The organism is Exiguobacterium sp. s150 (assembly GCF_018618435.1).
Lineage (GTDB): Bacteria > Bacillota > Bacilli > Exiguobacteriales > Exiguobacteriaceae > Exiguobacterium > Exiguobacterium alkaliphilum.
On record NZ_JACSMC010000002.1, the window covers coordinates 18540 to 31095 of the forward strand.

The window sequence follows — 12556 nt, forward strand, 5'->3', positions numbered from 1 at the left end:
GACTTTGATTAACAGAACATGTTGGAGGGATTAAGCTATGGGATTCTTTAAAAAACTTTTTGGTGGTAAAGAAGAACAACTTAACGCGGTTTCACCGCTTACAGGAAAGGTCATCGACATCACGAACGTTCCTGACCAAGTGTTCTCACAAAAAATGATGGGCGACGGCATCGCAGTCGAGCCGACAGACGGCAAAGTCGTCTCACCAGTCAACGGGACAATCGCGACAGTGTTCCCAACGAAACACGCGATCGGTATCAACGCGGATAACGGTGCGGAGTACTTGATCCACATCGGCCTCGACACGGTCAACCTTAAAGGGGAAGGCTTCGAGACGCACGTGACAGAAGGCCAAGCGGTCAAAGCGGGCGACACGCTCGTCACGTTCGACCTTGATTTCATCAAAGCGAACGCGCCATCGACGATCACACCGGTGATCATCACGAACCACGACAGCTTCGCAGTGAACAAGCTCGTCGCAGAAGGCGACAACGTGACGGCCGGCTCGTCTGAAGTCGTCGAATTGACGAAGAAATAAGATGATTTTCTTGCTCGGAGGCAGTCGCTTCCGAGTATTTTTTTGTCGTTTCGGGAACTATAATGAGAGAGAGGGGGAGAGACACATGGATGGAAAGAACGCACCGTACCGGGGTTACGGGGATCGGATTCGGATTTTACGTGAGCGGGCCGGCATCTCGATTGAGGCGCTCGCCGACAAGCTCGGGGTCGCGCCGTACTTTATTCGCCGGACCGAACTGAGCGAAGTATACCCGACGATGCCTTACATAGAGGCGCTCGCCGAGGCGCTCCAGATTGACGCGAACTACTTGGCCCGCCACATTTGGACGGGAGAGTCGCTGAAAGTGCTCATGAAAGGGAAAGTCCCTGAAATCGAACAGATGCGACTCGCCTATGACGAGGCGATGCACGGCAAGTCGACCGAGGACATGCAGCTCGAGCTCGAGGCGAGGATGCGCATCTTTGATTTGATGCACGAGGAGGAGTTGCGTCGCATCTTCGCCGAAGATGAGGAGCCGACGAACCATCACGCGCTCGAGGCACTCGTCGACGCCGTGCTCGACCTCGGCCGTGCCCAAGATATGTCGCACCGTATCGTGCCGTTTGCCCGTTACGTCGACCGCCTCGTCCCGGAACAATTCACCGAGAACTCGTTCCAGTACGCGGAATTCGGGTTGAGCGATAAATCCTATCGATTGCAATGAAAAAGCAGCCGTCCAAATTGGACGGCTGCATTTCGTTTAGCGCGACATGCGCGCTTCATAACGGACTTTCGGTTTCGTCCCGGCGAGCAAGAAGCCGAGCACGATGTTCAAAATCGTGAGCACCCATCCGACGTAACCGAACGTGTAGGCGAGGCTCGCGACCATCGTCTGCCAGTCGAGTAAGGAAGCGGCGTCACCTCGTACGGTGAAGCGGATGATCGTGAACCCGACGAGAGTCGTCGCCGTGATCAAAATCCCGATCCAGGCCCCACCGAACCGCGACGTCTGGGCACGCCGGCTGACTGGGTACCAGAACGCAAGCGTTCCGAGAAACGTACTTCCCGCATATGCGAGCAAGATTTGCCACAACGCATCGGCTTCCAAGAAGACGGTGTAACAGATAAACGTCGTGAGCGTCGTCATGAATGTAAAAATCAAAGCTGCGAGTAATCGTGATCGCATAGTTCGTTTCCTCCTCATTTTGCACATTCTTTAGAGTATACGAAAACGAAAATGCTGTAAACGTTATTGGCGATTCTGTAATATTTGTCTCCATTGTTTCAATGCGTTGTTTCCATAGAACAAGACGCCACCGCGATAGAATTTTGAGCCAATCCAAAGGATGACGCCAATCGAGCCGAGCATGATCCCAATCGACAGGGCGACTTCCCATACCGGCACGTCGACGAGCATGACCCGGAGGAACATGAGCATCGGTGTGAAGAACGGGACGAACGACAGAATCGCGACGATCGGTGCGTCCGGATTATTCAAGCCGAACATGGCGGCGAGGAAACCAGCGACGAGGAGCATGATGACTGGCATCGTCATCTGTTGTGCCTCTTCGACACGGCTGACGAGCGAACCGAGAACGGCGAAGAGGGCCGCATACAGCAAATAACCGAGCGCGAAGAACGTTAAGAGATAGAGAACGGCGCGGGCGTTGCCGGCGTTGTCGATGACGGACTGGGCCATCTCGTTGCTCCGGGCACTGAAGTATCCGAAGCCGAGGAAGATACCGATTTGCAGAAGCGCGAGCGTCCCGATGGCCGAGATTTTCGCGAGCATGTGCGTTACCGGGTGCGTCGTCGAGATGATGAGCTCCATGACGCGCGACGATTTCTCCGTCGTGACCTCGGTCGAAATCATCGACCCATACGTGATGATCGAGACGTATAGGAGCATGAGCATCACGTATACGAAGGCGAACGACGAGAACAGCTCGTCGGAGTTCTCCCCGCCGCGGCCGAGATACGATTCTTCGACCGGGATCGGCTCGTTGAAGGCGGCGATAACGGCCGGGTCGACATTCGCCGAATCGATCAACTCGGCGTTACGCACTTCACGGAGCGCCGTCTGAAGGAGCGTCGTGAACTCAGTCTCCGGACGTTCCGACAAGACGCGGGCCGAATAGCCGTCGATGAAGGCGACGACCTCGTAATCACCGTTATCGAGTCCTGCCCGTGCTTCGTCCTCGGTGACGTTTGCCGCCTCGACGTCTTCGTAGCCGAGCGACTGCATGACGGTGACAAGTTCTACGTTCTCCGTGACGAGGAGCGCCTCCCCGCTGTCCGTGTCCGCGAAGTTTGATAGGATGCGATCGATGTTCGTGAAACCGAAGATGAAGAGGATCGTCAACAGCGTCGAGATGAGAAACGCCTTGGAACGAAGTTTCGAACGTAACGTGAACGAGTAGAGCGGTCCGAAGTTATGAAACATGTTGGCCGACCTCCTTGATGAAGATGTCGTTCAGAGAAACAGGCTGGCGCATGAACGTCTTGACGGAAGCCCCCGCTTGGACGAGGGCGCCGAGCACGGCGTCACTGTCATCGAACGAGGCGAGGCGGACAAGGTGACCCGTTTTATGCGGTTCGACCGCGCGGACGACCGGGAGCGCCGTGACGACGTCGATTCGGTCCGTCTCAAGGAAGAGGTCTGGCTCTTCGTATCGGGACTTGATGGACGTCACGTCGCCGCTGACGACGGCGCGCCCACCCTTCAAGATGCCGATATGTTGGCACAGCTCCTCGACGTGCTCCATCCGGTGGCTCGAGAAGACGATTGTCGTCCCGGCGTCACGAAGGGCGAGCACTTCCCGCTTCAGAATTTCGACGTTCACGGGATCGAGCCCACTGAACGGCTCGTCTAAGATGAGGAGCTCCGGGTTGTGAATCAGCGCGGCGACGAGCTGGACTTTCTGCTGGTTTCCTTTTGACAGCTGCTCGACGCGCATCGTTTCATATTGAGGAATCTCGAGTCGTTCGAGCCACGACTTGACGGCTCGTTTCGCCTCGGCCGAGCGCATTCCTTTTAGACTTGCGAGAAAGACGAGCTGGTCGCGCACGGGCGACTTCGGATAGAGCCCGCGTTCTTCCGGCAAGTAGCCGACGAGGCGATGGTCGACGACACGCCCGTCCCACGAGATGTTGCCGTCGCTCGGTTTCAAGATGTCGAGGATCATTCGGAACGTCGTCGTCTTGCCGGCGCCGTTTGCTCCGAGTAACCCATACATCTCGCCTTTCGGTACGGTGAAGCTCAAGTCGTCGACGGCCGTGAAGTCGCCGAACTGCTTCGAGACGTGATCGATGTGTAATGTCATGTTTATACCCCCTTCAAAAAAGTGTCTACGCTTAGCGTACGCCTTCGTGAGCAAAAAGTTTCACATTTCTTCAAAAATGATTTATCTTGAAATCAAGATAATAAAAGGAGGACATGACATGACACTGCAATCAGTGGGCATCCATCACATCTCGGCGATGGTGAAAGAGCCGCAACGGACCATCGACTTTTACGGTGACGTCCTCGGACTCCGTTTCGTCAAACAGACGGTCAACTTCGACGACCCGGGCACGTATCATCTCTATTTCGGGGACGAGGAAGGCGCGCCGGGGACGGCCATCACGTTCTTCCCAATCCCAGGCTTGAATCAAGGCAGCGTCGGCAGTGGGCAGGTCGGCGTCACGGCGTACCTCGTGCCGGAAGGGAGCCTCTCGTTTTGGGAAGATCGCTTGAACGCGCATGGCATCCAGACGGTCGCGACCGAACGGTTCGGGGAGCCATCGCTCTTGTTCGAGGACCCGGACGGCCTCGTCGTCGAGCTCGTCGTCCGAAAGAGTTCGAAACGGACGAAATGGGTCGTCCCCGGCATCACGCAAGCAGAGGCGATCACCGGGTTTGCCGGGGCGACGCTCTTGTCGAAACAGCCAGAAGCGACCGTCACACTCTTGACCGACCTGTTTGGTTTTAAAAAGGTAGGGGAAGATTCGGAATGGGTCCGACTCGTCGGTACGGCCGACTACGGCAACGTCATCGACGTGAAAAAGACCGTCCTCCCGAACGGGGTGCCGGGAACGGGGACGGTCCATCACATCGCCTGGCGCGTCACGGACGGAAGCGACTATGACAAATGGCAAGACGCCATCTTCGAGCGCAGGCTCCGCCCGACCGAGGTGAAGGAGCGGCACTATTTCCGCTCGGTCTACTTTCACGATGACGGGCGCATCTTGCACGAGCTCGCGACCGACGCGCCGGGCTTCCTCGTCGACGAGACGATGGAGTCGCTCGGTACATCGTTGAAACTGCCGGACTGGTTCGAGTCGAAGCGCGACGCCATCACGAAGACGTTACCCCCAATCACGATTCCAAAAGGAGAAATACTATGATTCATCAATTCATTAAAGGCACGACCGAGACGACGTTCGTCCTCTTACACGGTACAGGCGGGACGGAGCAGGATTTGATTCCGCTCGCGAAAGAATTGAACGCGGACGCCAACATTTTGACGCTCCGGGGCGACGTCCTCGAGAACGGGATGTCACGCTTCTTCCGCCGCCACGCGGAAGGTGTGCTCGACTTGGAAGATTTGAAGAAGCAGACGGAACGCTTCCTCGCCTTCCTCGACGAGGCGGCCACGGAGTATGGGATTGACCGCGACAAGATGATCCCGCTCGGCTATTCGAACGGGGCGAACTTGATCGGCTCGGCGCTCTATCGTCAGAACGCGTTCCACGCGTCGCTGTTGTTCCACCCGATGGTGCCGGACCGTTCGCTCACGCTCCCGAGCCTTTCCGGCGCGAACGTATTCATCTCGGCCGGGGAACGGGATCCAATTTGCCCGAAAACAGAAACAGAAGAGCTCACATCGACGCTCCGGACAGCCGGGGCGGACGTTGAACTCTTCTATCACGGAGGCGGGCATGAACTGCGGATGGAGGAAGTCGAGGCGGCCCGGACATGGGTCGCGTCATTCATCGGCTGACCTTACGCCATCTTCTTCGGCTTCGATGTCGATGGTCGAGAGTAGACGACGAGGACACCGCGGTCAATCAAATAGGCGGCGAACAGACGTTTCGCCTCTTCAGAACGGACAGTTCGGTCGATGTGGATATACAATCGGCCGAGCTTTTTTTGTGACGTGCGGGTGAGGAGCCAAATCGAGTCGAGCGTATATTCCCAGCTCTTCAGCGTATCAGGCCCGATGTAGAGGTAACGGTTCGCGGTGCGTTCGAGCAAGTAGTTGAGCCACCAGACGTCCCGGGCGAGCTTCATGACGACACCGGTCAAGAACGTGATGCCGATGAAAAAGAGTGTAGACAGAAACGGATGCATGTCGGTGAACCGGTCGCGCAACGGTTCGAAGGCGACGAGGAACAGTCCGACGGAAAAGGCGCCGATGAACCACCAGAATCCGAAGTTAGAGAATGATCGTTTCGGGTCGTGGACCATGTGGTGGCGGTTACGGATGACGGAAGACATTCTCTACACCTCCTTTTTTTAGAATATTCAGACTATTTAGTAAAACTACTATACTATACATTACCCAAACTCGTCTATTTGAATACGCGGCAAACGTGCTTACACGTGAGCATTTTTTGAAGAAATCGCTTGCAACGGATGAAACGTGGGAATGATGACAGTGACGTCATCGTTTTTTTGTGAAATCGTAATTTCCGTACGCAGAAAAATCGGCTATGATGAGTGAGGAAAAATTAGATAGAACTTGAGGAATGTTTATGCGAAACCATTGGTACGACAATATTAAAGGCGTGCTCGTCTTGCTCGTCGTCTTCGGTCACTTGCTGACCGATGTGCGCGGCGCCTATGACGACCTGTTGCCGAATTGGATTTATTTGTTCTTATACACGTTTCATATGCCGTTGTTCATCATGCTGAGCGGTTACTTCTTCCGGGAGAACCGTTATTTGCGCGTCATCCAGCTGTTCGTCGTCTACGTCATCTGGCAAGTCATTCTCGGGTCGTGGTTCGCCTTCACCGAGGGTATCCCGCTTTTGTCGATTGACAATCCGGGTCTGAACGTCTTGAAGCCGTATTGGGCGCTCTGGTACTTGATGGCGATCATCATCTGGTACGTCATCACCCCGTACGTCACCCAGTTGAAAGGCTACGTCCTCTATGCGCTCTTGTTCGCGCTCCTTTTCGGCTTCCAAGCTGAGTCGACCGGCTTTTTCGCCTTGCGTAAGGTCATCATGTTTTATCCGTTCTTCTTAATCGGCAACTGGATGAGCGAGCGCAATACGTTGAACTTCTTCGAACTGCCGAAGCGGGCCGAGCAGCGCAACCGTTACCGACTCGGCGGAGCAGCCGTCTTCACGACACTCACGCTCGGGTTGCTCGCCTCGATGAGCTTCCAGCGCACGGACGCGTTCTATCATGTCGGCAACTTGTTCAAGTTCCGCTTCGCCTACGAGACGGCTGTGCCGGAGGCGATTTGGAGCGGGCCGTTCGCGTTCCTCATCGTCTACACGGTGTCGCTCCTCATGGCGATCAGCTTCGCGCTCATCGTGCCGGGACGTGAGCTGCCGCTCTTCACCCGGGCCGGGAAGTATAGCCTGTACGTCTATTTGGTGCACGTCTTCTTGGTCGTCGCCTGGAAGGCGTTCATCCCGGCCGCGTTCATGCCGACGTCGTGGCAACAGCTCCTCGTCTTGTTCGGGGTGTCACTCCTCATCGTCGCGGTCATCATCAGCCCGCCGGTCGTGCGCTTGTTGCGCCCGCTCGTCGAGATTGACGTCCGCCGCGCGCAGGACGAACGGGCGACAAAGGCGTAAACCCTTTTCTAAACGAGCGTTTTCCGCTACACTTTAAAGTAGGGTAACGAAACTAGAGCTAAGGAAGTGACACCATGCCATACGGAAATGGAATGAACAGTACTGAAGGAGACGTCAACGTCTCACGCCACGTCGTGGAAATGATTGCCGCGGTCGCGGTGAAAGAGACGAAGCACGTCTCGTTCACACAGGAAGACACGAAGTTGTCGGAGCGTGCGCTCATGAAGCACGTGAAAGTCGACGAGACCGAGGAAGGCGTCGTCATCCAGCTCGCGGTCTTCGTCGCGTACGGCCAGTCGATCATCAAGACGGTCACTGCCGTCCAAGAACGCATCACGCAAGACATGGACACGATGCTCGCGATGACGCCGCTCGCGGTCAACGTGAAAGTCGTCGGCATCCAATTATAAGGATCGGGAGAGGGGCGATGTGCTCCTCTTTTTATTTTTTTCTGCGAAAGCGGTTGCATAGATGAACCGATATCCGATATAATAGAAATCGAACAAGTGCAACCGTTTGCATCGATGACCAACGAGCAGCGGGTACTTGTCAAGTTCCCTAAATGTAGTCTGACGACAGAAACATTGGAAGGAAAGGCGGAAAGCATGTATGTCAACGATTGAAGCAGTTATTTTCGATTTGGACGGTGTCATCACCGACACCGCGGAGTACCATTACCTCGCTTGGAAACAACTCGGAGAAGAGCTCGGCATTCCCTTTGACCGTGAGTTCAATGAGACGCTAAAAGGCGTGAGTCGCACCGACTCGCTCGAACGCATCCTCGCGCTCGGCGGACGGCAAGCTGACTTCACACCGGCTGAAAAAGCGGAACTCGCGGACAAGAAGAACGAGCATTACGTTGAACTCATTCAGCACATCTCTTCTGACGATCTGCTCCCAGGCATCGTTTCATTCCTCGATGAAATCAAAGAGGCGGGACTCAAAATCGGAATGGCATCTGCTTCAAAGAACGCATTCGCGGTCGTTGACGCACTTGGCGTCCGTCATTACTTCGACCACATTGTCGATGCAGCAACTGTCGCCGATTCGAAACCACATCCCGAAGTGTTTTTGAAGGCTGCCTCTGCCCTTGGCGTGAAACCCGAACATGCCATCGGCGTTGAAGACGCAGCCGCAGGCGTGACTGCGATTAAAGCGGCAAACATGTTTGCTGTCGCCGTCGGGGACGAGTCGATGCTCGGTCATGCAGACCTCATCGTCTCTTCAACCGACGAACTCTCGCTCGGACGCATCCTCGAACGCGTCGGAGCGTAAAGACTACAATCATCTTCCGTGAGACGGCGACTGCCCCGAACAGTCGCCGTCTTTATTTAGGTATAAAGTCCCGAATAGACAGAAATGCCCAAAAACAGATGACAAGGACGTTACAAATCCGTTACACTTTTATATGAAAACAAGGAATTATTAGAAATTCTTGATTTAAAATAGGTAATCAAGGGTTTTAAATGGAATGTAGAAGGGGATTTGTGCATGGAAACCACGAACATCAACGAGCACATCTATCGGGAACTGATGGAAATCGAGGAGTCGTATCGACAATTGCAGCGCCGCGCTGAGTATTTGATCGCAGAACTAAGCCGGGACAAACGTGAAGACGAGATGATGCTCGATGCGACGAAACGGCTGCGTCCGCGCCGCGTCAACCAACGTTATCCGCTTGAGGTGTACGTCCATCAAGTGACGGACCTCTTAAAAGAACGGAAGACGATGAGCGTACGGGATATCCAAATGGAGCTCGAGCTCCGTTACCGGCACCATATCAGCAACATCTATCAGCTGATGGTGAAAATCGAGTCGGTCAATCCAGAGATTAAGAAGATTGGCCGCGGCCTGTATACATATGAAACAGCTGAGAACGTCACGACGGAACCAGCGCACGCATGACGGTAGCCCGACGAAGTACTCGTCGGGCTTTCTTGCTTGTAACATTTCTGATACGATTTCGGTGACTGGATTTATGCTATAATTCGCCAGAGTCTATTTTTTAACGAGAGAGGAACGGTTGGCCCATGTTATGGATTGCCATGTTGGTCAGTTTTGTGATGGCCATGTTGATCACGCCGCTCGTACGCCGCTTCGCGTACTTGATTGGCGCGGTCGACCACCCGAACGCCCGAAAAGTACATGTGCGGACGATGCCACGCATCGGTGGTCTTGCCATCTTCATCGCGTTTTTGATCGGTTACGCCCTGTTGCTTCCGGCGAGCCGATACAATGACGCCATCTTGATTGGTGCCGTCGTCATCGTCTTGACCGGCCTCATCGACGACCGGTTCCAACTGTCGGCCCGCGTCAAGTTGATGGGGCAGATGATCGCGACCGTCGTCGTCCTCAACTCGGGCATGCGGATTGAGATGATCAACTTGCCGTTCGACCAACAGCTTTACCTCGGCTCATGGAGCATCCCCGTGACCGTGCTCTGGCTGATTGGAATCACGAACGCCATCAACTTGATTGACGGCCTCGACGGCCTCGCAGCCGGTGTCTCGAGCATCGCGCTCGGGACGATTGCCGTGCTCGCCATCATCCAAGGCAACGTCTATTTGACGATGATGGCGCTGCTCCTGCTCGCGAGCACGCTCGGCTTCCTCGTGCATAACTTTTATCCGGCGAAGATTTTCATGGGCGACACCGGGGCGCTGTTCCTCGGTTATATGCTCGCCGTGTTCTCGCTCATTGGCTTCAAGAACGTGACGCTGTTCTCGCTCGTCGTGCCGGTCCTCTTGCTCGGCTTGCCGATCTCGGACACGATTTTCGCCATCGTTCGCCGGCTCGTCCAAGGACGGCCGCCGATGTCGCCGGACAAGTCGCACATGCACCACCAACTGATCGATATGGGGTTCACGACGCGCCAAGCAGTGCTCCTCATGTACGGGATGACGCTCTTCTTCGGCATCGCCTCGATTCTGTTCGCGAAGACGACGATGCTCGGCGCCGTCATCACGTTCGTCATCGTCTTGATCGTCATCGAGCTCATCGTCGAGTCGACCGAATTGATTCATCCGAACTATAAACCGCTCATCCAGACGTCCCGGCGCTTACTCGGCCGAACGAAGGCGGCGGATTAAACAGGAAACGACCGTGGGTAGCCCCGCGGCAGCTTGTTGACTAACATCAATAAAATCGCTCGTCCTTCCGGCGCAGCATCGCGACTCGCGTCGCTGCTAGGTCTCCGTCAGATTGCGTTCCTGTCGGAGCCGGTGCGCCGTCGGACGAGCAACACAAACGGTCGCCATCGGGCGGCCGTTTGTGTTTTTCTGAGGTCTCGATGGCCGAAGTAAAAGACCTCGTTTTCAATCTCGTGCTGGGCAGAGCGTCTCAAGCTTATCGAACATAAAAATGAGACGAACCCATTCGCGAAAAGCGAATGGGTTCGTTAACAGCCTGACCGTCTGAAGCCGCACGGTCGTTTTTTAATAGGCCGTCGTTTCTGACAAGTTATCGTCCGACTCTTCCTGCGTGTCAGTCTCTGCTGTGACCGGCAGTCCAAGTTCGGTCTTGAGGAGCGCTTGCTTGTCTTCGAGGTCCGCCTCGTCAATCTCGTAATAGTAGACGCCGCCAATCGTCAAGTCGCCGCCTTTGAGCGTCTCTTGGTTGAACGAGCGGAGCGACTTCGTGTACGGCTGCAGCTGTGATGCCTCGGCGAGCGTCATGTTCGTCCGAATGTTGTTGCCGACGGCGTTCATGATACGATTCAGCTTCGCAAACGAGTTGATTGTCGTCGCCTCGTTGATGATCGCCTCGAGCACCTGTTGCTGGCGTTTCGCCCGGCCGACGTCACCCTCGGGGTCGTCTTTGCGCATCCGGGCATAGGCGAGCGCCTCCTTGCCGTTCAGCGTCTGGACGCCCGGTTCGAGCTCGACGTTCCCGGTCGCCCGTCCCGAGATGGGGATCAACACGTCGACTTCGACGCCACCGACCGCGTCGACGAGGTCCTCGATGCCGTCGAAATTGATTGTCGCGTAATAGTCGATCGGGATGTCGAACAAGTTCTCGACCGTCGCGATCGTCGTGTCGATGCCACCGTACGCGTAGGCGTGGTTGATTTTGTCTTTGAACTCGCCGTCCGTCGTGACGATGTCGACGTAAGCGTCACGCGGGATGCTGACGAGCGTCACTTGGCGAGATTCCTTGTTGAACGTCGCCACCATGAGCGAATCGGTGCGGCCTTCCTCGAGCAAGGCACCGCCATCGACGCCGGCGAGGAGGACGGAGAAGTGGTCTTTCGTCAAGTCGATGCTGTCGTCCCGGCGCTCGGACTTGTCGCCACGGTCGAGCGCGTCGTTCGTGTTTTCGGCCGTCTCGTTCGCCTTGAACACGAAATAACCGAACGCGGCGCCGCCGAGGACGAGGACGATGCCGAGGGCGATGAGGATCACTTTCCACGGGGTACGTGTCTTACGAGGGGGTTGTTCCATGTCATCTCCTCATTTCAGTCGTTTCTTTTAGTATACGTGACTTATCGCACAAAATCACGTTCGATGACACGTACGTCCTGGGTCTTAAGACCCCCTTGCCCGTTCGTCAAATCGACGAGCCAGGCGAGCGCCGTCTCGGTCTCTTCGACCGGGACCGAGACGTGGAACGTGACGTCCTCGGCATAGACGATATCGTCGAGCAGATAGTCCGATTGCCGCAGTTCATTCTCGACTTTTCCGATCCAGCCGTAGTCGACCGATAGCGTCAACCGTTGCATCGGGACGCGCTCGACGATGCCGATCGCATCGAGCCCCTCGCTCACCGTGCCACCGTAGGCGCGGATGAGTCCGCCGCCACCGAGCTTGATGCCGCCGAAGTAGCGGGTGACGACGACGACCGTGTCTTTCAGTTGCCGCTTGCGGAGCACCTCGAGCATCGGCATGCCGGCCGTGCCGCTCGGCTCGCCGTCATCGTTCGCCTTCTGGTGTTCGTTCCGTTCCCCGATGATGTAGGCCGAACAGTTATGGTTCGCGTTCCAGTGTGCCTTTTTGATCGTTTGGATGAACGTTTGCGCCTCTTCCTCGGTCGCGACCCGTTTGAAGTGGGCGATGAATTTTGACTTTTGGATGACGACCTCGTATTCTCCATCTTGTTTTATAGTATAATTTGGTTCAACAGACATTTCTGAAAATTCTCCTTTCTATTTTTGAATATTTTTTTTAGAATTCAAGTAGGCGTTCATGCCGCACTTGGCGAATTTGGCTAAAGGAGACCACTACGTTTCGCTGTAACATTCGCTTTTTCAGACGATAATAGAAACGAGGA

15 protein-coding genes are annotated in these 12556 nt (G+C 55.3%); 9 read left to right on the forward strand and 6 right to left on the reverse strand.

The window, feature by feature from the left end; translation table 11 throughout:
* Positions 1 to 37: 37 nt before the first annotated feature.
* Both KNP76_RS01675 and KNP76_RS01680 read left to right on the forward strand, forming a co-directional pair.
* Entirely contained in the window at positions 38 to 538 is a 501-nt protein-coding gene (locus KNP76_RS01675; RefSeq protein ID WP_024370518.1) for a PTS sugar transporter subunit IIA, read from the forward strand.
* Between the two features lie 85 nt (positions 539 to 623).
* Positions 624 to 1223, forward strand: coding sequence for a helix-turn-helix domain-containing protein (locus tag KNP76_RS01680; protein WP_214842273.1), 600 nt, complete (start codon positions 624 to 626; stop codon positions 1221 to 1223).
* Between the two features lie 36 nt (positions 1224 to 1259).
* Here the strand turns inward: KNP76_RS01680 and KNP76_RS01685 are convergent, their stop codons facing one another.
* The 3 genes from KNP76_RS01685 to KNP76_RS01695 form a co-directional block, all read right to left on the reverse strand.
* The gene (locus tag KNP76_RS01685; protein WP_034817920.1) at positions 1260 to 1685 is read right to left on the reverse strand and encodes a hypothetical protein; all 426 of its coding nucleotides are present in this window, start codon (positions 1683 to 1685) and stop codon (positions 1260 to 1262) included.
* Positions 1686 to 1748: 63 nt separating this feature from the next.
* Positions 1749 to 2942, reverse strand: coding sequence for an ABC transporter permease (locus tag KNP76_RS01690; RefSeq protein ID WP_214842275.1), 1194 nt, complete (start codon positions 2940 to 2942; stop codon positions 1749 to 1751).
* The gene (locus tag KNP76_RS01695) at positions 2932 to 3822 is read right to left on the reverse strand and encodes an ABC transporter ATP-binding protein (protein WP_214842277.1); all 891 of its coding nucleotides are present in this window, start codon (positions 3820 to 3822) and stop codon (positions 2932 to 2934) included. Before KNP76_RS01695 ends, KNP76_RS01690 begins: the two co-directional genes overlap by 11 nt.
* 118 nt (positions 3823 to 3940) lie before the next feature.
* Between KNP76_RS01695 and KNP76_RS01700 the strand changes: the two genes are divergently transcribed.
* Together KNP76_RS01700 and KNP76_RS01705 are read left to right on the forward strand one after the other, a co-directional pair.
* Positions 3941 to 4885 (forward strand): VOC family protein, encoded by a 945-nt coding sequence (locus KNP76_RS01700; RefSeq protein ID WP_214842279.1) that lies wholly within the window; start codon positions 3941 to 3943, stop codon positions 4883 to 4885.
* Positions 4882 to 5481 carry an alpha/beta hydrolase gene (locus tag KNP76_RS01705; protein ID WP_211780709.1) on the forward strand — a complete coding sequence of 200 codons (600 nt, stop codon included), beginning with the start codon at positions 4882 to 4884 and terminating at the stop codon, positions 5479 to 5481. The genes KNP76_RS01700 and KNP76_RS01705 overlap by 4 nt, the downstream gene beginning before the upstream one ends.
* 2 nt (positions 5482 to 5483) lie before the next feature.
* Here the strand turns inward: KNP76_RS01705 and KNP76_RS01710 are convergent, their stop codons facing one another.
* On the reverse strand, positions 5484 to 5978 hold the full coding sequence (locus KNP76_RS01710) for a hypothetical protein (RefSeq protein ID WP_214842281.1): 495 nt from the start codon (positions 5976 to 5978) through the stop codon (positions 5484 to 5486).
* 257 nt (positions 5979 to 6235) lie between these two features.
* Between KNP76_RS01710 and KNP76_RS01715 the strand changes: the two genes are divergently transcribed.
* From KNP76_RS01715 to KNP76_RS01735, 5 genes are all read left to right on the forward strand, one after another.
* Positions 6236 to 7291: an acyltransferase family protein gene (locus KNP76_RS01715; protein WP_034808252.1), complete on the forward strand. Its 1056-nt coding sequence runs from the start codon at positions 6236 to 6238 to the stop codon at positions 7289 to 7291.
* 92 nt (positions 7292 to 7383) lie between these two features.
* Positions 7384 to 7701, forward strand: a complete 318-nt coding sequence (locus KNP76_RS01720; RefSeq protein ID WP_251137287.1) for an Asp23/Gls24 family envelope stress response protein — start codon at positions 7384 to 7386, stop codon at positions 7699 to 7701.
* Between the two features lie 199 nt (positions 7702 to 7900).
* Positions 7901 to 8566: a beta-phosphoglucomutase gene (gene pgmB, locus KNP76_RS01725; protein WP_034817926.1), complete on the forward strand. Its 666-nt coding sequence runs from the start codon at positions 7901 to 7903 to the stop codon at positions 8564 to 8566.
* Positions 8567 to 8782: 216 nt separating this feature from the next.
* Positions 8783 to 9196, forward strand: a complete 414-nt coding sequence (locus KNP76_RS01730; protein ID WP_034808248.1) for a Rok-like winged helix domain-containing protein — start codon at positions 8783 to 8785, stop codon at positions 9194 to 9196.
* Positions 9197 to 9321: 125 nt separating this feature from the next.
* The gene (locus KNP76_RS01735; protein WP_034817927.1) at positions 9322 to 10380 is read left to right on the forward strand and encodes a glycosyltransferase family 4 protein; all 1059 of its coding nucleotides are present in this window, start codon (positions 9322 to 9324) and stop codon (positions 10378 to 10380) included.
* A gap of 345 nt (positions 10381 to 10725) precedes the next feature.
* Here KNP76_RS01735 and KNP76_RS01740 read toward each other — a convergent pair whose 3' ends face one another.
* Positions 10726 to 11730 (reverse strand): LCP family protein, encoded by a 1005-nt coding sequence (locus KNP76_RS01740; protein ID WP_214842283.1) that lies wholly within the window; start codon positions 11728 to 11730, stop codon positions 10726 to 10728.
* Positions 11731 to 11771: 41 nt separating this feature from the next.
* Complete coding sequence (locus KNP76_RS01745) at positions 11772 to 12413, reverse strand: YigZ family protein (RefSeq protein ID WP_034808245.1); 642 nt, start codon at positions 12411 to 12413, stop codon at positions 11772 to 11774.
* Positions 12414 to 12556: the final 143 nt, after the last annotated feature.

What these genes read in the sequence shown, in the direction of transcription:
- KNP76_RS01675 (WP_024370518.1), top strand. Translation starts at nt 38, where the DNA reads ATGGGATTCTTTAAAAAACTTTTTGGTGGTAAAGAAGAACAACTTAAC.
- KNP76_RS01680 (WP_214842273.1), top strand. Translation starts at nt 624, where the DNA reads ATGGATGGAAAGAACGCACCGTACCGGGGTTACGGGGATCGGATTCGG.
- KNP76_RS01685 (WP_034817920.1), bottom strand. Translation starts at nt 1,685, where the DNA reads ATGCGATCACGATTACTCGCAGCTTTGATTTTTACATTCATGACGACG.
- KNP76_RS01690 (WP_214842275.1), bottom strand. Translation starts at nt 2,942, where the DNA reads ATGTTTCATAACTTCGGACCGCTCTACTCGTTCACGTTACGTTCGAAA.
- KNP76_RS01695 (WP_214842277.1), bottom strand. Translation starts at nt 3,822, where the DNA reads ATGACATTACACATCGATCACGTCTCGAAGCAGTTCGGCGACTTCACG.
- KNP76_RS01700 (WP_214842279.1), top strand. Translation starts at nt 3,941, where the DNA reads ATGACACTGCAATCAGTGGGCATCCATCACATCTCGGCGATGGTGAAA.
- KNP76_RS01705 (WP_211780709.1), top strand. Translation starts at nt 4,882, where the DNA reads ATGATTCATCAATTCATTAAAGGCACGACCGAGACGACGTTCGTCCTC.
- KNP76_RS01710 (WP_214842281.1), bottom strand. Translation starts at nt 5,978, where the DNA reads ATGTCTTCCGTCATCCGTAACCGCCACCACATGGTCCACGACCCGAAA.
- KNP76_RS01715 (WP_034808252.1), top strand. Translation starts at nt 6,236, where the DNA reads ATGCGAAACCATTGGTACGACAATATTAAAGGCGTGCTCGTCTTGCTC.
- KNP76_RS01720 (WP_251137287.1), top strand. Translation starts at nt 7,384, where the DNA reads ATGAACAGTACTGAAGGAGACGTCAACGTCTCACGCCACGTCGTGGAA.
- pgmB (WP_034817926.1), top strand. Translation starts at nt 7,901, where the DNA reads ATGTCAACGATTGAAGCAGTTATTTTCGATTTGGACGGTGTCATCACC.
- KNP76_RS01730 (WP_034808248.1), top strand. Translation starts at nt 8,783, where the DNA reads ATGGAAACCACGAACATCAACGAGCACATCTATCGGGAACTGATGGAA.
- KNP76_RS01735 (WP_034817927.1), top strand. Translation starts at nt 9,322, where the DNA reads ATGTTATGGATTGCCATGTTGGTCAGTTTTGTGATGGCCATGTTGATC.
- KNP76_RS01740 (WP_214842283.1), bottom strand. Translation starts at nt 11,730, where the DNA reads ATGGAACAACCCCCTCGTAAGACACGTACCCCGTGGAAAGTGATCCTC.
- KNP76_RS01745 (WP_034808245.1), bottom strand. Translation starts at nt 12,413, where the DNA reads ATGTCTGTTGAACCAAATTATACTATAAAACAAGATGGAGAATACGAG.